The organism is Campylobacter sp. GTC17093, assembly GCF_055397635.1.
Map to the genome: position 1 here is coordinate 1,234,501 of NZ_AP038832.1, position 23,450 is coordinate 1,257,950.

Annotated in this window: 21 protein-coding genes and 1 tRNA gene; 9 read left to right on the forward strand and 13 right to left on the reverse strand. The window is 30.4% G+C overall.

Annotated elements, in window-relative coordinates; translation table 11 throughout:
* Positions 1-136 precede the first annotated feature (136 nt).
* The 5 genes from ACZ5VL_RS06485 to ACZ5VL_RS06505 are packed head-to-tail and all read left to right on the forward strand — an operon-like array spanning position 137 to position 5,154.
* Entirely contained in the window at positions 137-1,822 is a 1,686-nt protein-coding gene (locus ACZ5VL_RS06485; protein WP_464198179.1) for an acetolactate synthase large subunit, read from the forward strand.
* 8 nt (positions 1,823-1,830) lie between these two features.
* The gene (gene ilvN, locus ACZ5VL_RS06490; RefSeq protein WP_464198180.1) at positions 1,831-2,298 is read left to right on the forward strand and encodes an acetolactate synthase small subunit; all 468 of its coding nucleotides are present in this window, start codon (positions 1,831-1,833) and stop codon (positions 2,296-2,298) included.
* Position 2,299: 1 nt separating this feature from the next.
* Entirely contained in the window at positions 2,300-3,250 is a 951-nt protein-coding gene (lpxD, locus tag ACZ5VL_RS06495; protein WP_464198181.1) for a UDP-3-O-(3-hydroxymyristoyl)glucosamine N-acyltransferase, read from the forward strand.
* Between the two features lie 3 nt (positions 3,251-3,253).
* The gene (locus tag ACZ5VL_RS06500; RefSeq protein WP_464198182.1) at positions 3,254-4,369 is read left to right on the forward strand and encodes a metallophosphoesterase; all 1,116 of its coding nucleotides are present in this window, start codon (positions 3,254-3,256) and stop codon (positions 4,367-4,369) included.
* On the forward strand, positions 4,369-5,154 hold the full coding sequence (locus ACZ5VL_RS06505) for a phosphatidylserine decarboxylase (protein WP_464198183.1): 786 nt from the start codon (positions 4,369-4,371) through the stop codon (positions 5,152-5,154). Before ACZ5VL_RS06500 ends, ACZ5VL_RS06505 begins: the two co-directional genes overlap by 1 nt.
* On the opposite strand, the gene nikR is transcribed toward ACZ5VL_RS06505, so the two are convergent.
* From nikR to dsbD, 10 genes are all read right to left on the reverse strand, one after another.
* Positions 5,149-5,562: a nickel-responsive transcriptional regulator NikR gene (gene nikR, locus ACZ5VL_RS06510; RefSeq protein WP_464198184.1), complete on the reverse strand. Its 414-nt coding sequence runs from the start codon at positions 5,560-5,562 to the stop codon at positions 5,149-5,151. The genes ACZ5VL_RS06505 and nikR overlap by 6 nt on opposite strands.
* A 30-nt stretch (positions 5,563-5,592) precedes the next feature.
* A complete protein-coding gene (hypF, locus tag ACZ5VL_RS06515) occupies positions 5,593-7,839 on the reverse strand; it encodes a carbamoyltransferase HypF (RefSeq protein ID WP_464198185.1) in 2,247 nt (748 codons plus the stop codon).
* The gene (locus ACZ5VL_RS06520; protein ID WP_464198186.1) at positions 7,814-9,334 is read right to left on the reverse strand and encodes a hypothetical protein; all 1,521 of its coding nucleotides are present in this window, start codon (positions 9,332-9,334) and stop codon (positions 7,814-7,816) included. The genes hypF and ACZ5VL_RS06520 overlap by 26 nt, the downstream gene beginning before the upstream one ends.
* Positions 9,331-9,873, reverse strand: a complete 543-nt coding sequence (locus ACZ5VL_RS06525; RefSeq protein ID WP_464198187.1) for a HyaD/HybD family hydrogenase maturation endopeptidase — start codon at positions 9,871-9,873, stop codon at positions 9,331-9,333. Before ACZ5VL_RS06525 ends, ACZ5VL_RS06520 begins: the two co-directional genes overlap by 4 nt.
* On the reverse strand, positions 9,873-10,556 hold the full coding sequence (gene cybH, locus ACZ5VL_RS06530) for a Ni/Fe-hydrogenase, b-type cytochrome subunit (protein WP_464198188.1): 684 nt from the start codon (positions 10,554-10,556) through the stop codon (positions 9,873-9,875). Before cybH ends, ACZ5VL_RS06525 begins: the two co-directional genes overlap by 1 nt.
* Positions 10,557-10,566: 10 nt before the next feature.
* Complete coding sequence (locus ACZ5VL_RS06535; RefSeq protein WP_464198189.1) at positions 10,567-12,285, reverse strand: nickel-dependent hydrogenase large subunit; 1,719 nt, start codon at positions 12,283-12,285, stop codon at positions 10,567-10,569.
* A gap of 13 nt (positions 12,286-12,298) precedes the next feature.
* Entirely contained in the window at positions 12,299-13,438 is a 1,140-nt protein-coding gene (locus tag ACZ5VL_RS06540; protein WP_464198190.1) for a hydrogenase small subunit, read from the reverse strand.
* Positions 13,439-14,037: 599 nt separating this feature from the next.
* Positions 14,038-14,670 (reverse strand): hypothetical protein, encoded by a 633-nt coding sequence (locus ACZ5VL_RS06545; protein WP_464198191.1) that lies wholly within the window; start codon positions 14,668-14,670, stop codon positions 14,038-14,040.
* A 444-nt stretch (positions 14,671-15,114) separates the two neighbouring features.
* Positions 15,115-15,188: transfer RNA gene (locus tag ACZ5VL_RS06550), tRNA-Gln, on the reverse strand.
* Positions 15,189-15,230: 42 nt separating this feature from the next.
* Entirely contained in the window at positions 15,231-16,985 is a 1,755-nt protein-coding gene (gene dsbD / locus ACZ5VL_RS06555; protein ID WP_464198192.1) for a protein-disulfide reductase DsbD, read from the reverse strand.
* A gap of 132 nt (positions 16,986-17,117) precedes the next feature.
* Between dsbD and ppk2 the strand changes: the two genes are divergently transcribed.
* Positions 17,118-17,927 (forward strand): polyphosphate kinase 2, encoded by an 810-nt coding sequence (ppk2, locus tag ACZ5VL_RS06560; protein ID WP_464200282.1) that lies wholly within the window; start codon positions 17,118-17,120, stop codon positions 17,925-17,927.
* Position 17,928: 1 nt separating this feature from the next.
* Here ppk2 and ACZ5VL_RS06565 read toward each other — a convergent pair whose 3' ends face one another.
* Genes ACZ5VL_RS06565 through ACZ5VL_RS06575 form a run of 3 tightly spaced genes read right to left on the reverse strand, consistent with a single transcriptional unit; the run spans position 17,929 to position 20,722 of the window.
* Positions 17,929-18,699, reverse strand: a complete 771-nt coding sequence (locus ACZ5VL_RS06565; protein WP_464198193.1) for a 3'-5' exonuclease — start codon at positions 18,697-18,699, stop codon at positions 17,929-17,931.
* A 2-nt stretch (positions 18,700-18,701) separates the two neighbouring features.
* Positions 18,702-19,343 carry a ribulose-phosphate 3-epimerase gene (gene rpe, locus ACZ5VL_RS06570; protein ID WP_464198194.1) on the reverse strand — a complete coding sequence of 214 codons (642 nt, stop codon included), beginning with the start codon at positions 19,341-19,343 and terminating at the stop codon, positions 18,702-18,704.
* A gap of 11 nt (positions 19,344-19,354) precedes the next feature.
* On the reverse strand, positions 19,355-20,722 hold the full coding sequence (locus ACZ5VL_RS06575; protein ID WP_464198195.1) for a chemotaxis protein CheX: 1,368 nt from the start codon (positions 20,720-20,722) through the stop codon (positions 19,355-19,357).
* Between the two features lie 161 nt (positions 20,723-20,883).
* Between ACZ5VL_RS06575 and rpmB the strand changes: the two genes are divergently transcribed.
* Genes rpmB through argJ form a run of 3 tightly spaced genes read left to right on the forward strand, consistent with a single transcriptional unit; the run spans position 20,884 to position 23,406 of the window.
* Positions 20,884-21,075 carry a 50S ribosomal protein L28 gene (gene rpmB / locus ACZ5VL_RS06580; protein WP_464198196.1) on the forward strand — a complete coding sequence of 64 codons (192 nt, stop codon included), beginning with the start codon at positions 20,884-20,886 and terminating at the stop codon, positions 21,073-21,075.
* A gap of 26 nt (positions 21,076-21,101) precedes the next feature.
* Positions 21,102-22,229, forward strand: a complete 1,128-nt coding sequence (locus ACZ5VL_RS06585) for a potassium channel family protein (RefSeq protein ID WP_464198197.1) — start codon at positions 21,102-21,104, stop codon at positions 22,227-22,229.
* The gene (gene argJ, locus ACZ5VL_RS06590; protein ID WP_464198198.1) at positions 22,222-23,406 is read left to right on the forward strand and encodes a bifunctional glutamate N-acetyltransferase/amino-acid acetyltransferase ArgJ; all 1,185 of its coding nucleotides are present in this window, start codon (positions 22,222-22,224) and stop codon (positions 23,404-23,406) included. The genes ACZ5VL_RS06585 and argJ overlap by 8 nt, the downstream gene beginning before the upstream one ends.
* Positions 23,407-23,450 lie beyond the last annotated feature (44 nt).

Below are 23,450 nucleotides of genomic sequence, written 5' to 3' on the forward strand. Positions count from 1 at the left end.
TTTATATAATAATATGTTTCAAAAATAAACAATATTATAGCATAATTGATAAAAGTGCGATTATACTATAAGTATATAAACTAGTTCAAATATTGATAGAGATATAATAAATAAATTTTTTTATAAAGGGTTTATAGTGAGAGAGATAACAGGTTCGCAAATGTTAGTAGAGGCTTTGCATCTAGAAGATGTTAAAGTTGTATTTGGATATCCTGGTGGTGCTGCACTAAACATTTATGATGAAATTTATAAACAAAAATACTTTAAACATATACTAGTAAGGCACGAACAAGCTGCTGTTGTAGCAGCAGATGGCTATGCAAGAGCAACTGGAGAAGTTGGCGTTGCTGTTGTAACAAGTGGTCCAGGTATTACAAACGCACTTACTGGTATCGCAACTGCTTACATGGATTCCATACCAGTAGTTATAATAAGTGGTCAAGTTAGTTCAAATCTTATTGGAACTGACGCATTTCAAGAAATAGACGCTATTGGAATGAGTAGACCTTGTGTAAAACATAACTTTCTTGTAAAAAATATTAAAGAAATACCAAAGGTTTTAAAAGAGGCATTTTATATAGCAAAAAGTGGTAGACCAGGACCTGTTCATGTAGATGTAGCAAAAGATGTAACTGCAGCTAAAGGTGTTTTTAAATACCCATCTTCTATAAATATGTTAACTTACAAGCCAAATTATAAAGGTCATGCTGGTCAGATAAAAAAAGCTGTAGATATGATTTTAAATTCACAAAGACCATTGTTTTATTTAGGTGGCGGTGCTGTTAGTTCAAATGCGAGTGAGGATATAAGAGAACTTGTAAAACTTACAAATATACCAGCGGTTGAAACAGTAATGGCTCTTGGTATTTTGAGTTGTGAAGACAAAAATTTGATAAAAATGGCTGGAATGCACGGAAGCTATGCAGCAAATATGGCTTTAAGTGAATGTGATTTACTTATTTGTCTTGGCGCAAGGTTTGATGATAGAATCACTGGTAATACAAAAGAATTTGCCAAGCATGCAACTATAATACATGTAGACATTGATCCAAGTTCAATTTCTAAAATCATACGCGCTCATTATCCTATAGTAGGAGATATAAAAAGCGTTGTAACTGATTTAATTAATGAGCTAAAACAAAATAAAATGAAAAATTATAAAGAGTGGCATAGCACTATAAAAACATATGATAAATTGCATCCACTATCTTATAAAGACAGCAATGAAACTATAAAACCGCAATGGGTTATAGAAGAAAGTGCAAAAATACTTGGCGATAATACAATAATATCAACAGATGTTGGTCAACATCAAATGTGGGTTGCGCAGTTTTATCCTTTTAAAGAGCCAAGAAGATTGCTAACAAGTGGTGGACTTGGAACAATGGGATATGGGTTTCCTGCAGCAATTGGTGCTAAGGCTGCATTTAAAGATGTAAATGTTGTAAATTTTAGTGGAGACGGATCTATATTAATGAACATACAAGAACTTGCAACTGCTAATGAGTATGGCATTCCTGTTATAAATATTGTTTTAAATAATGGTTTTTTAGGTATGGTTAGGCAGTGGCAAAGTATGTTTTATGAAGAGCGTTTTTCATCAACAGATTTAAAAAATTTGTCCCCTGATTTTGTAAAATTAGCAGAAGCGTTTGGTGGAAAAGGATACAGATGTGAGAGTAAAGAAGAGTTTAAAAAAGCTCTAAAAGATGCGATAAAATCAAAAAAAGTTGCCATTATAGATGTAGTTGTAGATAGATTTGAAGATGTTCTTCCCATGGTTCCAGCAGGTGGAGCAATCTATAATATGATACTAGAATAGGTGGATTTATGAGTGAAAGAAGAGTAATTTCTGTAGTTGTATTAAATGAACACGGGGTTTTAGCCAGGATTGCTGGGCTTTTTGCTGGAAGAGGATATAATATAGATAGTCTTACAGTTGCTCCTGAGCCAGAGAGTCAATTTTCAAGAGTTAGCATTGTAACAAACTGTGATGAAAGAGTATTTGAGCAACTTGTAAAACAGCTTTATAAACTTATACCCACATATAAGGTTATAGAAACTGATAATTTTAGTGAAAAGGAATTGGTTTTAGTTAAGATTCCTCTAAAAGAGGATTTTAGTGGACTAGATGCGATTTTAAAGTCATATAATGGTATAGTTGCAAATGCAAATGAACAGTATATAATAGTAATGGCGTGTGATGATGCAAAAAGGATAGACTGTTTTATAAAAGTTATGAAAAAGTACAATCCAATGCAGATTGTTCGTGGCGGTTCAGTTTTAATGGAGATGTGAAATGAAACTTAGTAGAATATTAAAAATTTTAGATTTAAAAATAGATATAAAAAATGATATTGACATCAAAAGCATAAACTCACTTTTAGATGCTAAATTTGATGAAATAAGTTATTGCGATGGCGCTAAAAATGAAGGCGATATAGCAAAAACTAATGCAGGGGCCGTTCTTGTTAGTAAGAATTCGGCTCACCTTGTAAGTGGAAATACACAAGCTTTGGTGTGTGAAAATCCACATCTTGCATTTGCTATTTTAAGTAAAGAGTTTTCAAATCCTCTTTTTTATTCAAAATCAAGTTCTTTTATAGATGTAGGTGCAAATATTATGCCAAATGTCCATATTGGATCAAGCTCAAAAATAGGCAAAAGTGTAGTAATGCATGGAGTTTATATAGGGGATAATGTTGTCATTGGTGATAATTGCATAATTCATCCAAATGTTGTCATTTACAATAATACAATTATAGGAAATTATTGTCACATACTCGCAAATGCTGTTATAGGTAGTGATGGTTTTGGATATGCACATAAAAAAGATGGATCGCATGAAAAAATTTACCACAACGGAAATGTTGTTTTGGAAGACTATGTGGAAATTGGTGCATGCTCTACGATAGATAGAGCAGTTTTTGGTTCAACCATCATCAAAAAATGCACCAAAATAGACAATCTTGTTCAAATTGGCCATAACTGTGAGCTTGGAGAAAATTGTCTTATAGTTTCCCAAACAGGTCTTGCAGGCTCAACCATACTTGGCAGAAATGTCATAATGGGTGGACAAAGCGGAAGTGGCGGACATATAAAGATTGGAGATTTTGCCCAAATTGCGGCTAGAGGAGGCATTTCAAAAAATTTAGAAGGTGCTAAAAAATACGCAGGCTATCCTATACTTGAGCTAAACGAGTGGCTTAGATTAAATGCTAAAATAACGAGATTTTTTAAAAAACAATAATATATGAAAACAATGGTGTTTCCACTAATAGCTAGTTTAATTTTTGTTTTTATAAATTTATATTCATATAAGAGATTTTTTAAGAAAATTTCTATTTTTTCTAGCGAAAAATGGTATGTTGTTGTTTTTATGATTTCTGTTTTAGAGGTATTTTATTTTTTTAATCTAAGAATGCAATTTTTAAATCAAACGGTGCAAAATTTTGCAGCTTTGCTAATTGGAATTAGTTTTATTGTATTTAGTTATGCTGTAATTTATGATGGTTTTTATATTTTTGTAAAAACTATAAAACTTGATGTAAGCAGACAAAAGAGGATAAAAAGTATTTTTAATGCTTCATTTATTATTCTTATTTTTGCATCTATTGTCATAGGGATGATAAATGCGCTTCATAAACCTACAATAAAAAACATTGATATAACTTTGCCAAATTTAAAAGAAAATTTAACTCTAGTTCAAATAAGTGATATTCATATAGGTGATTTTTTGGATTCAGAGTTTTTAAAAGAAGTTGTAGATTCTATAAATACATTAAATCCAGATATAGTTGTAATTACTGGAGATTTGATAGATATAGATCCAAATTTAATAGAACAAAAACTAAGCTCCCTAAATGATATAAAATCAAAATTTGGAACTTATTTTGTTGCAGGAAATCATGAATATTATATGGGAATTGAAAAGAGTTTGAAAAACTTAGGCAAATTAAGGTTAAATATTTTAGAAAATAAATCCTTTGATGTTGGTGGCATAAATATAGTTGGTGTAAATGACTTTTCTGGGTATAGATATGGATTTTACGAGCCTGATTTTAATAAAGCTATAAAAGATATAAATAAGCAAAAACCCACTATTTTGTTATCTCATCAGCCAAAAATAATAGAAAAGTTAAGTGATGAGGATTTATCAAAAGTAGATCTTGTATTGTGCGGGCATACTCATGCAGGACAAATTTTTCCATTTGGCATACTGGTAAAAATAGTGCATAAATATCTTTATGGAATGTATCAAAAAAATAATACTAAAATATATGTAACATCTGGAACTGGATTTTGGGGACCCCCAATTAGGTTTTTGACATCTAGTGAAATAGTTAAATTTAATCTAAAAGGGAAATAATGAGAAATTTGATATCACAACTTTTTGGCTATATTGCGGCTATGAATTTTGGTTCTTTGCAAAAATATATTAATAAATTTTATATAAATCTTTTCAAAATTGATATGAGTGAGTTTAAAAAACATGATGAATACAACAGTTTGAACGATCTTTTTACTAGAAAGCTTTTAAAACCGCGAGTTTTTAGTAGTGATAAAAAAGATTTTATAAGTCCAAGTGATGGGTTATGTCTAGAATGTGGTAAAAGTGTAGATAGCACAGCTCTTAGCATAAAAGGAAGAAGTTACGACATAAAAAGACTTCTTGACATGAGCTATCAAGATGCAGAGTTTGATTATATAAATATCTATCTTTCACCAAAGAATTATCACTGCTATCATGCACCTTGCGATATGCAAATTTTAAGTGCGCTTTATATACCAGGGGACTTAAAAAGTGTAAATCAAAAATCCTTGCTTCGATTTGAAAATATATATGAAACAAACGAAAGAGTTGTGCTAACTTGCAAAGCGGATTCTGGGTTTAGATTTTATCTAGTATTTGTTGGGGCACTAAATGTTGGAAGAATGAAATTTGTTTTTGATACAAACATTCAAACAAATGCAAAATACATGGATAAGGCACTTTATGAGTATGAAAATGTATTTTGCAAAAAAGGTGAAATGCTTGGAAATTTTGAGCTTGGCTCAACCATAATTGTTTTAAGCGAAAGCGGAAAAATGGAGCTTAAAATTCAAGCAGGAGAAGAGATCAAGTTTGGCGATACTATAGCTAAACTTTTATGATATCGGTACTGATGTTTTTGTGAGTTTTGTAAATTTCACGCCTTTTAAGCCGGCTATATCGTTGCTAAATTTTTCTATGTCTTTAGCTTCTCCTTTAAGACAGATTGTCTCTAAGCAGTTATCGTGATTTATATGGATATGAGTAGTGCAAGTTATGTCAACTTTTGCGTCGTGTTCTATTTGCATCATTTTTGATAAAACATCGTTTTGATGATGATTGTAGATTATCGTTAAAACGGCTATTAGCTCGCCTTTAGCTTCTTGCCATTCATCTTTTATGATCTGTTCTCTTATAAGATCTCTTATAAATTCACTTCTTGAGGCATAACTTTTGTTTTCGACCTTTTTATCAAGTTCGTTTAGTAAATTTTCAGGCAGTGATACGCTAAATCTTATTATATTTTCCATTTCGCTTCCTAATTATGTAATAAATTTATATTATATTTTATTATCTTGGGCTTTAAAATTACTTAAAAACCACTGCATCTGTCCGAGTGCTATAGAGCTATCATTTGGTGGAAATTTTGGGATATGATAAGTTATATTTTTATTCTTAAGGAGCTTAATAGTTCTATTTAGCAAGGTTTTGTTTTGAAAAACCCCGCCACTAAAGCAAATTTCAATATTATAATTTTCTGCTATGTTTACTATAAGATTACTTAGAGAATTTATAAAGGCAGTTGCAGCTGTTATTTTATCATCTTTTAGAGAGTTTATTAGTGTATTTTTGTAACAAATTTCATCATTTTGTATATCAAACTCATAGCTTACATCTAAAGTATCATCATAGAGTGCTTCTAATCTCATTCCAGCTTCGCCCTCATAACTTATCTGATTTAGCGAGCAAATAATACTTGCAAAAGCATCAAAAACCCTGCCAACTGAGGTTGTAAGGGGTGAGTTTATATTTTTTTCGTGCATAGCTTTTAAGCTTTGTAGTTTTGTGCTATCAAATTTAGCCAAAAAATCACTAGCCTCGTTTTGTAAATTCTCACTCAAAATAAGACTATAAGCTATTTGCCAGATATTTTTTATACTGCTTTCTCCTCCAAGAAGTTTAAATTCTTTAAAATGCAAAACTCTTTTTAGATTTTTGTTTTTATATAAAAATACCTCTCCACCCCAAATTTTAGAATCCTCGCCATATCCTGTGCCATCAAAACAAAAATCTAAGAACTCTCTATTTTCTAGCCCAAACTCATAAATATTTGCATAAGTATGTGCTTTATGGTGTTGTAGTTTTTCTATTTTAAATCCAAGTTTTTCAAAATATTTAGTGTGCAAAAAATGTGGATGTAAATCCCCGATGATATGATCAAATTTAAGTTCATAAGTTTTTACAAACATTTCAAGAAGAGAGTTAAAACGCTCAAATGTTGCAATATTTTTTAAATCTCCTATGTAAGGCGAGATAAAAAGTTGGGAGTTTTTATATATGACAAACTGGTTTTTTAGCTCTGCGCCAAGTGCTAAGAAAGTTTTTTCATGTCCAAATTTACTACTAAGCATCTTTGGATTTACTCCTCTACTTGTGCGTAAAAACATGGTTTTGTCATCTATGACTTGAACTATGCTGTCGTCTCCTGGATTTAAGATATCTCTATCATGATCAAGATAAAAATCAAAAACATCATTTAACTTTAAAAGTAAATTTTTTTCATCATATATGATAGGCTCACCACTTATATTTGCACTTGTTGCAATTATGGGATTTTTAAAATATTCAAAAAGTAAAAGATGAACACCTGTATTTGCTAGGAAAATCCCAACTTTATTTAAGTTTGGAGCTAAATTTCGAGGCAAAGAGCTATTTTTGTTTGTATTTAAAATAACAATTGGTTTTAGATTTGAGGCCAATTCTTTTTCTTCATTTGGATCTATAGTTGAGTAATGTTTTGCCATATTTAAATCTTTACACATTATAGCAAATGGCTTAGATGGACGTTTTTTTCTTTCTCTAAGCAAATTTATAGCGTTTTTATTTAGCGCATCAACACATAGATGAAAACCACTTAGTCCTTTTATAGCCACTATTTTACCATTTTGCAAAGCATTTGCTACTATTTTTATGGTATCATCTCCACTTGCTATGATGTTGCCAAGTTTATCTTTTAGGTATAATTTGGGGCCACATTTTGGGCAAGATATCGGTTGTGCATGATAGCGCCTATTTGTAGGATTTGTATACTCGCTTTTGCAAAACTCACACATCTTAAACTTGCTCATTGTTGTGTTTATTCTATCATATGGTAAGTCTTTTATAATGGAAATTCTTGGCCCGCAATTTGTGCAGTTTATAAAAGGATAGTGATATCTTGGATTGTTTTTATCATAAAACTCGGCTCTACATTCATCACATATCGCAAAATCAGGCAAAATAGGAGAAGTTTTTTGTGTAGATTTTGAGCTTAAGATACTAAAATTATCATAACTTTTCTCAAACTCATCAATTTTTTTTATGCTATCTATCCTGCATAAAGGTGGTAATGTAGCATAGAAAAGCTCAAAAAAATTTTCTATATCATCTTTGCTGGCTTGAAGTGTGAGTTTTACTCCCTCGCTATCATTATAAATTTCGCCCTTTAAATCTAACTTGGATGCTATTTTATATACATAAGGCCTAAATCCAACACCTTGAACTAAACCTCTAATGTCAAATTTATAGCATAACTGGGAGTTCGTCATCAAAGCCTGTGTTTAGATGTAAATTGAAAAGTGTACATAATGATTTACATTCTAAAAGTGAACCCAAAATATCTATATCAAAAATATTGTACTCTTGTTTTGCTATATCATATTGCTCATTTATGAACATAGTAAAAGATTCTATATATCCAAAACTTAGAGTTTTTTCATCAACTCCTGCAAGTTTAAAGCTCATACCGCTTCTAATAAATTTAATAAGATTAAATTTACCATTTTCATTAATTTTATAATCTATCATAGGGCCTTTTTTACCGCTATACGCATCAGCATTTTCCAATATATTTAGGCTAAAACCCAAGATATTTTTAGCTATATCAAAAAGTGTAAAAAAGTTTTTAGAACCTTTTATTTCTCCACTTGGTAAAGAAAATTGCTCTTTGAAATTTTTAAGAAGTTTTTCGCCATTTTCTTCTTGCTTAATGGTTTCAAAAATTTCTTCATAACTGCTTGGCAGTTCTATTTGAAATAAATTTATACTATTTTCATCGTCTAAAATTATAAATTTATCATCTATATTTTTATTTAATAAAACAAGTAAATTTTGTTTAGATAGTACACCTTTTTTATTTATATGTATAGCATATATAAGAAGTTCTGGGTGATCTTGTTTTGGTGCATTTAACATTTTTTGTATTTGATCGTTTAGATAATAAGTTGATGATAGTACAACTTGTGAATTTTCTAAAACAAAAACTTTAAAAAGTTCATTTGTTTTATTTAAAACATGTATATTTAAAAATGTTATACCATCTTTATGCAACTCATCGCACAAAACATATGTAAAAAGATCTCTAGCACCCTTTACCCAGAAATTGTGGGGAGCAATTTCATGGTTTTTTCTATAAATTGCATTTATTCTAAGATTTATAACAGGTTTTTCAAAACTTGCTATGCTAAATTGCGCTTTATCATCTGCTATAAAAATTTTATTTATATCTTTTAAATTTGTTGGCATTAAAAAATCACTATCAAAGCTTACGCCATTGTTTATTTCAAAAGTTCCAAAAGCGTCTTGAAGTAGTATTTTTTTAGATTCTTTTAAAGTGTTTAGACAAAATTCCAAAAGCATGAAAAAGTTGTTTTCATCTACATTTATAAATTTATTATCTATAAAGACCGAAATTTCACTTAAAATATCAAATTCGTTTTTTGAAATTTGAGATGAAGCATTATAAATTTCTGCAACCCTTGGGGTAATATTTGGATATTTTTTAGCTTCTAGAATGGTACCTTTTTTTACACTATCACACACTTCAACTTTAAAATCTTTTAAAAATATAAAGTGAGGAATTTTTGGCATCGATTCATCATTAAAAGCTATAATATCACTTTCTTGCCCTTCAACAAAAAGGATAGTCTTATCATCTTCTTCGCAAATTTCTATTTTTAAGTTGTAGTTTTTTGCATAAAAACTTAAAAAATAACTCAAAATATGATTCGAACTTTTGTATAAAAATTCATATCTTAAAATCATAATTCGCCTTTAGAAAATAAATTCGCGATATCTTGTATATCTTTATCGTCTTGTTTAATTATATCAAATTTAAACTTATCTTTTAAATGTTTAAGAATGGTTTTTTCAGCTAGATTTACACCATCTTTTATTTCGTTTGAAATTTCAAAGCTCAAAGGTTCTATCCTTTTGGGGATGATTCCTAAAATTTGAGTCTGAGGCATATCTCCTAGAAGTTCCATGTATTGTAGTGTTTGAAGCATTTCTACTTCGTGAGCGGAGCCATTCCATTTTATTTTTTTTGGCATATCATTATAATCAAAAAAGTACACATCACCAATATTTCCACCATTTGCATCTATGCAATCTATAATGATAGCATAATCGTATGCTACAATAATGGGGATAAGTTGCATTGCAAGGGTGCCACCATCAATAAATGTAATAGCATGTTTGTCTGAAACAAATTTGTAGTTATTTTCAAGAAGTTTACAAAGATGAACTCCGACACCTTCGTCGGAGAACATCACATTTCCTATACCAAGAATAAGAACTTTCACTAGTGATTATTTTCTTGTGGAAATTTATAACCACTAATAATTGCATCCATTGCTCCATTTTTACCTTTTACTGCATTAAATACAGCCATGTAAACATGTATTGGAACAAAAATCATAATAATCCACATACAAATATGATGAATTTCTCTTACATTTGCAAGACCACCCATCCATACCTCAACAACTCTCATTGGCTCATAAAATAGTCCACCAAGTCCATCGTGGTATACATGGATATATAAAACCATACCTGTTAAGCATATAACAAATACTACTACATAAAACATTAAATATGCTATGAATTGCAAAGGATTGTATACACCTCTTAAATGTGGATGCTCACCTAAAAATATGTAATATTTAATTTGTGCTATCCATATTTTTATGTTTAAGAAGTCATGCATACTAGCTAGCTCTTTTCTACTTAGTTTATCAAAAATAAATAGATAAAGTTTAAAAAATAGCACAGCGATAAGTACAAATGCTGCTATCATATGCACTGCTCTCCACTTTGCATTCATAAAGTTTACTGGTTCACTAGTAATAACTGGGCTTACGGATACATACGCTATGTAAAAACCACTAATTACTAGTATGGTTATAGCAAAAAATCTCACCCAATGAGTGAATCTATAGCCAATGGAGAACTCATATTCTGCAATACGATCTACTTCATTTTTCATAGATTTCTCCTTATAAATTTGGATTTACTTTATATTCGCTTATTTCATTTCCTTTTGTATCCATAACATGAACTGCGCACGCAATACAAGGATCATAAGAGTGAATTTTGCGAATAATTTCTAAAGGTTGTGTTAAGTCTGCAATTTTAAGTCCAATTAAGCATGCTTCATAGCTTCCCATTGTACCCCCAGCATCTTTTGGACTAGCATTCCAAGTTGATGGGACAACTGCTTGCCAATTTTTAATAACTCCTTTTTCTATTCTACACCAGTGGCTTAGTGTACCCCTAGGAACATGGCCAATGTATCTACCTTTATATTCTTTGTTTTTATCAATAACATATTTTGCACAAGTTTCTGTATCGCCTGATTTGATATTTTCTATTAAGCTATTTAGGGCCATTAAACCATTGTCTGCCACAATTTTTGCCTCTATCATACGGCAAGCTGTTCTTCCAAGTGTTGATAAAACTGCGCCCAAAGGAAGACCAGTATCTTTTAAGAATTTATCAACTACAGGAACTACGTATTTATTGCCTTTTGCATAGTTTACAACTATATTTGCTAAAGGTCCAACTTGCAATGGTTTACCGCCATATCTAGGAGATTTAATCCAAGAGTATTTTCCTGCTGTATCAAGAACTTTTGTATCTACCATCTCGCCTTTTGCATTTAAAGTTTTTTCATCTTTAAAGCCTGTATAATTTGGTTCTTGTTCACCATCATAAGGGTGAAGTGGAATGTTGTTTTTATACCATGAGTGAGTTGCTTCTTCTGTGATTCTACTCTCATCAAGTTCTTCAACTTTGCTTAAATCACCATTCATAATGATTCCGCTTTGGAATAACCACTCATTTTTTGCAACTTGGAATTCTTGGTGGGTAAATAAATTTGCAACACCAACATCATTCAAAACACTTTGTTCATTAGCGTAAGCTTTTCCAGCCATTACTAAGTCTGCATAGTAAGCACGATTTACGAAATCTTTAACTTCGTTAAATTTTGTCATATATTCGCCAAGTCTTGCTGGGCTTAGTATATCCATAACACAAGTTACTCCACCGACTGTTAAACTTTGAGGGTGAGGCTGTTTTGCACCAAAAATCGCCATCATTTGAGCCGCAGTTCTTTGAACCCTTAAGCATTCTAAATAGTGGCTAAGTGCTATTAAGTTTTGCTCTGGAGTTAATCTGTAAGTTTTGTGTCCATAATATGCATTTGCAAATGGTCCAAGATTTCCTTTATCAACGAAAGCTTTTATTTTTGTTTGAACTGTTTTTAAATGATCAGCGCCACATGCATAAGGGAAGTCTGTATATTTAAATGCTTCATCTTGGGCTTTAAATGGATCAGCACTTAATGCGCTTACTATATCAACAAAATCAAGACCATGGAGTTGATAAAAGTGAACTGGATGATCGTGTAGGAAAAGAGCATTGTTCATAAGTGTTCTTGTAAGTATAGCATTTAATGGAGGAGTTATACCAAGAGCATTCTCAACAGCCATGATACCAGCTTTATAGTGAGAAAATGTACAAACGCCACAAATTCTTTGCATTAAAAATCCAGCATCCCTTGGATCTCTTCCTTTTACTATAGTTTCTAAACCTCTCCAAAGTGTTGATGAGCTGTAAGCATCTGTTACAACATTATTATCATCTACCATAACTTCTATTCTAAGGTGACCTTCTATTCTAGTTATTGGATCTATTACTATTCTTTTGCTCATAATTCTTCCTTATTTATTTCTTGCTTGAAGCAATAACTGCATGAGCTGCAATAGCAACGCCTGCGATTGCTAAAATTCCTATGCCTATTTTATCAGCTGTAGCATCTGCGCCTAAGCCGCCAAATGTAGTTTTATAAAGCCTGTCTCCAAGCGGAACTTCAAATGGACCCATTTCATCCCAGAAATTTGGCTCGCTACACCCTATGCAGCCATGTCCTGCTTGGATTGGCCAGCTTGTATGAGAGTTGAATCTTTCTCTTGAACAGTTGTTGAAAGTATAAGGTCCTTTACAACCAACTTTATATAAGCAATATCCGTCTTTTGCGCCTTGATCTCCAAAATGTTGAACAAACTCACCAGCGTCAAAGCGACCTCTTCTTTCACAAAGGTCGTGAATTCTTAGCCCATAAGCCCATTTTGGTCTATTGTAAGCATCTAGGCTTGGCAATGTTCCAAAAAGTAAATAGTTTAATACGTTTCCAACTATATTTTTCTCGCTTGGAGGACATCCAGGGACATTTATAACTGTTTTATTTGTTATTTTACTAAGAGGTTGGGCATTTGTTGGATTTGGATGAGCAGCTTGAACGCCACCAAAACTCGAACAAGTTCCTATAGCAAATATAGCTAATGCATTTTCACTTGCATGTCTGCAGTGTTGCGCTCCTGTTGTTCCAACTGGTCCTACTGTTAGATAAAATTCACTTGATCCTTCAGGAATTCCGCCTTCAACCATAAGGACATATTTGCCTTTGTATTTTTCTATAGCGCCTTCTAAATTTTCTTCAGCTTGCCATCCGCTTGCTGACATTATAGTTTCGTGATATTCAAGTGAAATGTAGTCAAATATCAAGCTGTCAATAGTAGGTGTGTCTGTTCTTAGTAGGCTTTCACTACATCCAGTACATTCTGCCATATGCAACCAAATAACTGGCAATCTATCTGCTAACTCAGCAGCTTTTGCAACTTGAGGCATAAAAGATGCAGGAAGTGAAAGCATAGCAGTCATTGTTCCAGCCCATTTCATAAAATCCCTTCTGCTAAATCCGTGCTCTTGTAATTTTTGCATAATTGAACCATTATGCATTTTTGGCATATTTTGAATTTCGTCTAGTCTAGCACTGATTTGTGAGACAAGATCCTCTTGTTTCATGAATTCTCCTTTTTGGATTTATTTTATATTTATCTTATATATATTTGCAAATGAATATTAATTTAAAATTAAATAAATATTCAATAATAATGAGTTTACAATTATTTAAATTAAAAATACATTAGAAAATACGTCTAAAATAGGAAAATACACTAATAATATTTATATAAATTTAGTAATACAAATTTATAATTTTTATATGGATTTTTATAATATTATAATATCAACTATTTGATTGTATACTATAAATTTTATTAATATAAATTCTCATATTTGCTAAATAAAATTTATGAGGTGCATATAATATTTTGAAAAAACCGCTATGTAGGTGTAGGGGTTGTTTGTGGCTAAAGAATTTAATTATAATAAGGCCAATACTTATAATTTTTGATAATTTAGAAAATAAAGTAGGAACTTATGCCACAATGAGCGCGACAAATCAAAAAAATTATGAGGATAGTTTTTGTAGATTTATATCCAGATATTTAACTTTTCAATAGCAATTAAACTTCGCATAAGCTTTAGTGTCATAGATATACAAAAGCAAATCAAATTCTTAAGAAGTAACCAAAAGAAACTTTTTTCATTTTTTTTACTTCTTATTGTTTCCAATTTTCATCAAACAAAGTATTAATTATTTTTACATTCTTTGGCATTTGATTTTGCATATATTCTATGCTTTGCACATCTAATACAAGGCCATTTTCTATCTCTTGTTTTTTTGCAATTTTTGATAATAAATCATCATATATTGCCATATCTATATTGGCACTATTTTTAAAAGAGTTAACATATGCCTCATACTCTCTATCTGTATAAAAATCAAAAGTATCTCTACTGAGCAAAGAGCTAGTATCGCTCATATATTTTGCCAGCTTTTGTGTTTTTACAACTTGCCCATTTTTTAGGGATAGTCTTGCTGATTCCCAAAACTCGCTTCCAAAAATTTCCATATTAAAAAAGCTGCTTTTTAAAGCTGTAACCAATTTATATCTTGTCTTTTTATCTTTTATCTGATAGAGAATTTGCCAAATTTGATCGTGCATTTCCTTGCTTGCATATTCGTCATTAAGTGCTTTTTGTGTTATAGTAATTATATTGCTAAAGTCAATCTTTTCTATATTGTCCTCGAGTATATATTTAGTTCCAAATTTCGCTACGCTATAAGCTGTAATGCAAACCATAATACTTAAAAATGTTTTTAGAATTTTAATTATTTTTTCTTTTTTCAATGCTAGCTCCAGTTGTGTAATTTTGTTGTAAACTTAGTTCGAATATGCCTATAATCATAATAGTAAAATAAATTGTAACCATAAAATTTTAATGCTATTATTTATACAAAACTGTCAACTAAACACTATAAATTAATAGTATATAATATTTACAGATCCATTACTATACAAAATAAAATTTATCTTAGGATGTAACTCACAAGCATATATGATACGACAAAAGCTATTATAAATAATACCCACTTTACAATATTATTTTTATTCATTTTAAATTCCTAGTATTTTATTTTTATATTGTTTATAATATCTATAATTTGATTAAACATAAATAAACTTATTCTAAATACTGCTAATATAATAAAAAAATGAAATATAAACCAGTATTTAACATATTTTTCCACTAGATATGTTTTATTTTTTTATGTAGGCGTTATAAGCAAATAATGGATGCCCTAAGAGGATTCGAACCTCTGTTAGCTGATCCAGAGTCAGCAGTTCTACCGCTAAACTATAGGGCAATAATAAAATTGGGATTATAAATCACTAAACCATAAATTTAGCTAAATTTGGTTTATATGATTTAAAAAATCCTTAGAAGATATGAGACCTACTATCTGTTTTTCCTTTAATTCTATGCCATTTTTAAAAAATATAAGAGCAGGGGGGCCATAAATTTGAAATTCTTTCATCATCTCTTGGTCATCACTACTGCTATTTGTAACATCTATCTTTATTAATTCAAAATTTGAAAGTTTTTGTTTTACACTTATATCTGAAAAAACATTTTCTTCTAATTCTTTGCAATTTACGCACCATGATGCCCAAAAATCTATCATAACTGGTTTTTTAGAATTTTGTACCATACTTTTTAATTCTTGTAAATTTTTAGCATATTTAAAAGATAATTGACTATTATTTAGTGACTTAGTTGCTATATCTGATGAACCTATATTTTGTAGTGGTTTGGATAAATTTGTAGCTCCGCTTGCAAAACCTATGATTAAAAATATAGAATAAATAAAAACCAAAATACAAAGAGATTTTTTAAATTTCATAAAAACACTTTTTTCTATATCAAATATTCCCATAAAAACAGCAAAAAACACTCCAGCTATACCATAAAGAAGCATGGTTAAGTTTGCACTTATTATTCTAGAGAGCATCCAAATAGCCATAATTATCATTATAAAGCCAAAAAATTTGTTCACCTCTGTCATCCAAATACCAGGTTTTGGCAAAAATTTATTTCCACCAAATCCTATTAAAAGCAAAGGAATTCCCATTGCAAAACTCATTACAAAAAGAGCAGATCCGCCAAGAATAATATTGCCGCTTTGTGCTATAAAAAGAAGAGCTCCAGCAAGAGGAGCAGCTATGCATGGTCCAACTATAAGAGCTGATAAAAAACCCATTATAGCAACTCCTAAAAGACCATTTTTATCTTTTGTTTTTGAGCTTATAAAGTTTTGCACAAAAAGAGGCATTTCAAATTTAAAAACGCCAAACATTGCAAGGGCAAAAAATAAAAAAATAAGACTAAAAGATATGATAATAATAGGAATTTGAAAAAGTCCTTGAATTCCCATTCCAAAAAGACTTGCCAAAATTCCTGCTATAGTGTAAGCTATACTCATAGAAAATACATATATAAAACTTATTAAAAAACTATGATGTTTGCCAACTTCTCCTTTTGATACAATTATACTAGAAAGTATAGGGATCATTGGTAAAATGCATGGCGTTAAAGCAAGTAGTAGACCATATCCAAAAAATGTTATTAGACTAAAAAATATACTGTTTTTGGATAAATTTCCAGCTATATCTTGATGTGATATTTGGCTAGAAGAATTGTTTGTCTGAGTTTTTTCGCCTGAAGTTGGTGGTGAAAAATTTTTTAAATCGATTTGATAAGTTTTTATGTTGTAAGTATTGCCATTTTTTTTAGCATCAATTTGTTTTGCCATAGGCTCATAGCAAAAGCCATCATATGCGCAACCCATGTAATCAACTCTTAAAGAAAATTCATCTTTTGAGCTTATAAGCCCAAGCGGTATCAAAATATCAAATTTACCATCATAGATATGATAATTTTTATACGGTTTGCTTTGTGGAAAATTTAGAAAATTTGTTAAATCTTTATTTTCTGGTAGAATTTTAATTTTGATTTTATCTCTATACAAATATGTGTTTTGACTTATATTGAACTCTAAATTTAATCCAACTCCATCTAGAATTTTTCCTTCTAGGTTAAATGGTGTATTTGCAAGAAGGGAGGTAAAACTTAAAAATAAAAAAAATAAAAATTTATATAACATTTAAAACATCCAAAATATTTATAATTTATGATTTTATGATTATACTAAAACTTAATTAAGATTTTATTTATAGTGTTATAAAATAGTTTCAAATTTTAAAACAAAGGACTAGAAATGTCTGAAGATAAAAAAATGCAAAAAGATAAAAAAAACAATAAAGAAGCTAAGAAAGCATACAAAGAAGAACTCAAAAGACTTCAAGTTGAGCTTTTAAAAATGCAGTATTATGTAAAAGAAAAGGGGTTAAAACTTCTCATTATTATGGAAGGAAGAGATGCTGCTGGTAAGGGTGGAACTATAAAAAGAATAACCGAGCACTTAAATCCTAGAGGATGCATAGTTGTAGCACTTCCAAAACCTAGCGATGTCGAATCAACTCAGTGGTATTTTCAAAGATATGTTGCCCATCTTCCAAGTGCTGGAGAGATAGTAATATTTGATCGCTCTTGGTATAATAGGGCTATGGTTGAACCAGTTATGGGATTTTGTACGCCAGAAGAGCATAGAAATTTTTTGCAAGAAGTACCTGCGTTTGAGACATTATTAAGTAGATCAGGAATTGTGATATTTAAATTTTTCCTATCTATCAACAAAGATACCCAAGCAAAGAGATTTAAAAGCAGAAAAACAAATCCACTTAAGAGTTTTAAGATATCCCCCGTTGATGATATGGCACAAAATCTTTGGAACCAATACTCAATAGCTCAAAATAGCATGTTTTTACAAACAGATACAGATACAAATCCTTGGATTGTAGTTGATTCAAATAGTAAAAAACAAGCGAGACTAAATACTATAAAATGTATATTAAGCAAAATTGAATATTTTGATAAATGCTCTAAAGATAAGCTAAAAGTAGATAAAGAAAAAGTTAGAAGCGCTAGCGAAGAACTAAAAATGTTAGAAGATGCTATAAAAAAGATTAAAGTAACACTAGAGTAGTTTACTGCTCTTGCGGCTTTGGCATTATTGGAGCCATTTTACTAAAGTTTATAAGGTCGTAAGTTGTGATGATGTTATCTGGTATAAGATTAGCGCAGTGTTTGAAAATTTTTCCAGCAGATATGGCGTCATTCATTGCTCTATGATGAGAGTTGTTTATTTCTAGCATCTCTTTTAAATGCTCAAGCCCATACTTGCTTGATGATATAGTTCTTTTTGCAAATTCTATAGTGCAAATTCTTGGATTTAATAGTATCCCAAGTCCAATTTTTTCTAAGCTATGACTTATAAAATTATAATCAAATCTAACATTATGTGCTACGAATGTAGAGTCTTGTAAAAACACTTTAAATCTCTCTAAAGCTACTTTTAAATTTGGAGCATCTTTTAGGTTATGCGCATAAATACCTGTGAGTTGAGATATATTTTCTGGCACAAAAGGAGCATATACGAATGTCTCAAATTTGTCTATAATTTTAAAATTTTGAAGTTTTATGGCTCCTATTTCTATAATTTGTCCATCTTTTATACTTCCGCTTGTTTCTATATCTACAACACAAAAAATTTCATCTTTTATCGAAGTATATTTAAAAGTCGGTACAACTCTATTTAGATAATCTCTTTGCAAGTTTAGTCCAAGGGCATCCCATTCGCATAGATTTTTTACATTTATAAGATTATTTATCTCTTTAATACTACTTGCAATATTTACAAAATCTTTGTAATACAATGGGTTTGCTATAAAAAATTTTATAAAAGCGTCTAGTTGCAAGATTAAAGCTTTAGTGATTTTATGGATGTTTTATAGTCATTTGATGAAAATATATAGTTTCCTGCCACAACTATATCAGCTCCTGCAATATCTATATCTGCTACATTTAAGCCATTTATACCACCATCAACTTCTATCATGCATTTTATGTTATTTTTGTCGATAATTTTTCTTAATTTTGATATTTTATCTAAAACAAGCGGCATAAATGTTTGTCCTCCAAAACCAGGATTTACGCTCATTAAAAGCACCATATCTACTTTATCAATTATGTGTTCTATCATGGTAATTGGTGTATGTGGATTTAAAACTATACCAGGACTAATATTATGACTTCTAATATATTCAATCATTCTTAAAGGATGCTTTTCTTCTTCTATATGGAATGTTATAAATTTAGGCTTTATATCCAAAAAAAGATCTACAAAAAACTTTACATTTTCTACCATTAAATGTATATCAAGCGGTATGCTTGAAGCTTTTGCAGCTGCTTTAACAACCGCTGGTCCTATAGTTAAATTTGGCACAAAATGCCCATCCATAACATCTACATGTAAAAGGTCTGCCCCTGCATCGCAAACTTTTTTTATATCACTGCTTAAATTTCCAAAATCAGCTGAAAGTATACTTGGTGCTACATACATAATTTTTCCTTTTATTTGCTTAAAAACAAAATACAGCTTTTAGAGTTTACATCGAGCTCTAAAAATGCCCCTTTACTTTGATTTGCTTCAAATTCTTTTATATTTGTTATGCTTCTTGACATTGTTAATTCTACCTTATGCTTTTTTTCATTAAACATTATAAGTATATTTTCGCCTATAATATTCATAAATTCACCCAAAGCTGTAGCTATATCATGTCTAGAAATTTCTTTAGTTTCATCTAATAAAACTTTACAGATATCTTTGGCGCTATCTTCGCTCATGCATAGGAGTAACTTCCCATCTATATCTCCATAAAATGCTATATAAGCGCCAATATAATCTTCAAAACCAGTAGCCTTAAAGGGCATTAGGGATGCTTGTTTTTTTGTTATTTGTGTTTTTAATATCGAGGATATAGATGAACTTATAAGTGCTACGATGTTTGGGAGAATTTCTATCAAGTTTTTGCTGATATTATTTATCTTATTGCTAAGCATTCCAGCTCCACCACTTATAGTACTTTCATCATTGTAGAAATCTTGTGTACTATCATAAACTAAAATCCCACCATCTTCAAGCTCGTTTTTTAGCGTTTGAGTTGTATTTTTTATATTGCAAACAGCCATTACTACTCCGTATTCAGCACTTAAAACAGAGAGGCTTGCTAAAAAAGCAGTTCCATAAACATTAAAAGATGACACATTTGTTCCATCAAAAATGAAATATTTAAAACCGACTTTTAATAAATTCTCATAATATTTTTTATCAAAATTTTCTGCAAAACTAGAGTCTATATATCCATCAAGATTATATATAACAACACCATTTTTTATCTCTATTTGCATATTTTTTTCATCATTCATAATGTGTGTCATGCTTAATGCATAATCAAAATTGTTTATTTGAGTTTTAAAATCATCACAATCCTTTGCTATATGTGCGTCATAGCCTTTTTGCGCAAGACTTAATGCTAATTTACTATCTTGCTTTTGATTGGTGGTATATATCAAAACTTTGTTATTTTCGCCATTTGATTTGTTGAAAAAAAGCATTCCAATTTCAAGTGTTTCAAATAAAGAGTAAGTTATTTTTTGATCCGCCATATCGAAAAAAGACTTAAACATTTTTTCGTTGTAATCACAAAGAGCAATGCTTATTTTTAACTCTTCTTTTATGTTTTGTAGGGTATTTATGATATTGTTAAAGCCAATTTTATTAAAAAATATTACTTTTTTAAAAGATACAAAGACGCAAACTGGCATTTTTTCTTTTAAAAATGCCATATCGTTTGGTTCTATTATGGTTTTTGACATAGCACCATCAATAAATCCAGCAGGAGAAAAAATAGCGATGCTATTTTTTATTACAGGCGTCATACTTTCGCTTTCAACTTTAGAATTTTAATAAATTAATTTTTTGTATTTTATCTATAAAATGTTTTAAATCAGATAAAATTTATAAAAATTAATTTAAGTAAACATTTTGGTTTTTATGATATAATTGCAAGCTATTTTAATAATTTTATTAAGGAAAAACTATGTCAAAAAGATGTGCAATAACAGGAAAAGGTCCTATGGTTGGAAATAGTGTAAGTCACGCTAACAATAGAAATAAAAAAAGATTTATGCCAAATTTACGCTCTATCCGTGTTACTTTAGAAGATGGAACAACTAGAAGAATTAAAGTGGCAGCTTCTACTATTAGAACTATGAAGAAACATTCAAAATAAAAATTAAACTTAATAAAGAGGAGTATATGTCTTTAATAGAAAAGATAAAAAAATTCCTCAAATGGTCTGATGCCTCAAAGCCCGAAGTGGATTTGAGCACAGAACTATACGAACAATTACGCTTCTTCCGTCTTCCGCTTATAGCCGTTGTTATGCTTCTTTTATTTGGAACGCTTGGCTATGTTTTTATCAATGATTTTTCTTTGATGGATGCGATATATCAGGCAGGTATGACCTTTACAACGGTTGGATTTACTGAGATTGATTATATATCACCAGCTGGAAGACTTTTTACAATAGCACTTATTTTTATGGGATTTGCTGTTTTTTCATTTTCAATAGGTCTTGTTATAGAAGTGCTAAAAAAAGGCTCACTTATCAACATTTTTAAGGAAAGAAAAATGATAAATGATATAGCTAGATTAAAAAAACACTTTGTTATTTGTTATCACAATAACTATACAATCGAACTTACTAGACAATTTAGGGAAAATCATATACCTTTTGTGGTTGTTGATGATAGGGACGATTTGGCAGATTTAGCAGAAAAATATAGATATCCATATTTTATAAAAGCTGCCCCACATACAGAAATAGCTTTAAAAAAAACACATTTTTCAAGTGCAAAAGGTTTGATTTCGCTTAGTCCAAATATAGCTGATAATATTGCAATTATTGCAACTGCAAGGCTTTATGAAAAAGAACTTGGTAGAGAAGAGTATTTTATAATGAGCACCGCGGATAATGAAGATGATACAATAAAACTTAAAAAACTAGGTGCAAATTCCATTGTAACACCAACAAAACTAGTAGCTCAAAGACTTAGTGCGGTAAGCGTTAGACCTGATATGGAAAATATGCTGGAAGAATTTTTGTATAAAAAAGACTCACCTATGGATATAGAGGAAATTTTAGTTCCTGATTATTCGTGGGTTAGATTTAAAAGATTAAAAGATACTCATTTAAAAGAATTATCAAGCGCTCGTATTGTAGGTATAAAGGATCAAAATAATAAATTTATTCCTATGCCAAAAGATGATACTCTTATAGGAACTGGCTCTAAGCTACTTATAATAGGCACTGCAGATGGTATAAGAATAACAAAAAAGGTTGTAAGAAGTAAATATATGCCCGAGGAGTTAAAATATGTTTGATATCATCTCTTTAAAAAATGGACTTGAAAATATTGAAGGTTTTTATTTTGGTGGAGTAAATGCTGGATTTAAAAAATATGAGAATGATGTTGGCTTTATAAGAAGTGACATTGCCTATGATGTAAGCGCCATTTTTACTAGTAATAAATTTCAAGCAGCTCCAATTAGGCATTTTTTAAAATATCCAAAAAATTTTAAAACAAACTTTATATTATTAAATTCAAAAAATGCAAATGCAATGACAGGGCAGGGTGGTGTTGATGATATAAATTTTATTTTTGAAAATCTTTCAAAAAAGATAAATTTAATAAATCCTATAATGTGTTCAACTGGAGTCATAGGGTATAGACTAAATAAAGAAAAAATTATTGCATCTTTTGATAAAATAAATTTTACTTCTAGAAGTAGTGATGATACTGTAAGGGCTATTATGACAACAGATAGCTTTAAAAAAGAACTTGCTTTTAGGGTTGAGCTCGAAAATGGAGAGCATTTTAATGTTGCTTGTATTTGTAAGGGTGCTGGCATGATAAATCCAGCTTTTGCAACTATGCTTTGTTTTATACTTACTGATGCAAACATTCCAAAAGAAGATATGGATGAGATTTTGTCACTTAGCGTAAAGCATAGCTTTAACGCAGTAAGTGTTGATGGTGATACATCTACAAATGATACCTTGATGTTACTTAGCTCACGAAAAAGCAAAGCTTATGATAAATTAGCTTTTATTGAAGTCTTAAATCTTATAACTAAACAAATGGCATTGTATTTAGTTCAAGATGGCGAAGGCTCAAAAAAAGTTGTAGCATTTAGTGTAAGTGGTGCTAAAAACGATGATGAGGCTGAGATTGCCGCAAAAGCATTATCAAACTCACTCCTTGTAAAAACGGCTATTTTTGGAGAAGATCCAAACTGGGGTAGAATTGCTTCAACTATTGGTGCAAGCGGCATTGAGTGTTGTGAAGAAAGCTTGATTATAAAATATGATGATGTGATTGTTTTTAGTAAGGACTTTCCACAACTTGATGAGAAAAGAGAAAATCTAGCTCACGCTATTATGCAAAAATCAAGCTATAAGATAAGCTGTGAGCTTGGAATAGGTAGTGGTAAATTTGAAGCTTATGGATGTGATCTTGGTCATACATATGTAAATATAAACTCAGATTATAGGTCTTAATAAAAGTAGTTTTAAGCCATCAATAGATAGAATGCTAGTTATAT

Excerpts from the sequence above, each read along its gene's own strand:
- ACZ5VL_RS06505 (WP_464198183.1), top strand. The coding sequence starts at position 4,369 with ATGAGAAATTTGATATCACAACTTTTTGGCTATATTGCGGCTATGAAT.
- ACZ5VL_RS06540 (WP_464198190.1), bottom strand. The coding sequence starts at position 13,438 with ATGAAACAAGAGGATCTTGTCTCACAAATCAGTGCTAGACTAGACGAA.
- argJ (WP_464198198.1), top strand. The coding sequence starts at position 22,222 with ATGTTTGATATCATCTCTTTAAAAAATGGACTTGAAAATATTGAAGGT.
- dsbD (WP_464198192.1), bottom strand. The coding sequence starts at position 16,985 with ATGTTATATAAATTTTTATTTTTTTTATTTTTAAGTTTTACCTCCCTT.
- lpxD (WP_464198181.1), top strand. The coding sequence starts at position 2,300 with ATGAAACTTAGTAGAATATTAAAAATTTTAGATTTAAAAATAGATATA.
- cybH (WP_464198188.1), bottom strand. The coding sequence starts at position 10,556 with ATGAAAAATGAAGTAGATCGTATTGCAGAATATGAGTTCTCCATTGGC.
- ACZ5VL_RS06575 (WP_464198195.1), bottom strand. The coding sequence starts at position 20,722 with ATGACGCCTGTAATAAAAAATAGCATCGCTATTTTTTCTCCTGCTGGA.
- rpe (WP_464198194.1), bottom strand. The coding sequence starts at position 19,343 with ATGTATGTAGCACCAAGTATACTTTCAGCTGATTTTGGAAATTTAAGC.
- ilvN (WP_464198180.1), top strand. The coding sequence starts at position 1,831 with ATGAGTGAAAGAAGAGTAATTTCTGTAGTTGTATTAAATGAACACGGG.
- ppk2 (WP_464200282.1), top strand. The coding sequence starts at position 17,118 with ATGCAAAAAGATAAAAAAAACAATAAAGAAGCTAAGAAAGCATACAAA.
- ACZ5VL_RS06585 (WP_464198197.1), top strand. The coding sequence starts at position 21,102 with ATGTCTTTAATAGAAAAGATAAAAAAATTCCTCAAATGGTCTGATGCC.
- nikR (WP_464198184.1), bottom strand. The coding sequence starts at position 5,562 with ATGGAAAATATAATAAGATTTAGCGTATCACTGCCTGAAAATTTACTA.
- hypF (WP_464198185.1), bottom strand. The coding sequence starts at position 7,839 with ATGACGAACTCCCAGTTATGCTATAAATTTGACATTAGAGGTTTAGTT.
- rpmB (WP_464198196.1), top strand. The coding sequence starts at position 20,884 with ATGTCAAAAAGATGTGCAATAACAGGAAAAGGTCCTATGGTTGGAAAT.
- ACZ5VL_RS06520 (WP_464198186.1), bottom strand. The coding sequence starts at position 9,334 with ATGATTTTAAGATATGAATTTTTATACAAAAGTTCGAATCATATTTTG.
- ACZ5VL_RS06500 (WP_464198182.1), top strand. The coding sequence starts at position 3,254 with ATGAAAACAATGGTGTTTCCACTAATAGCTAGTTTAATTTTTGTTTTT.
- ACZ5VL_RS06535 (WP_464198189.1), bottom strand. The coding sequence starts at position 12,285 with ATGAGCAAAAGAATAGTAATAGATCCAATAACTAGAATAGAAGGTCAC.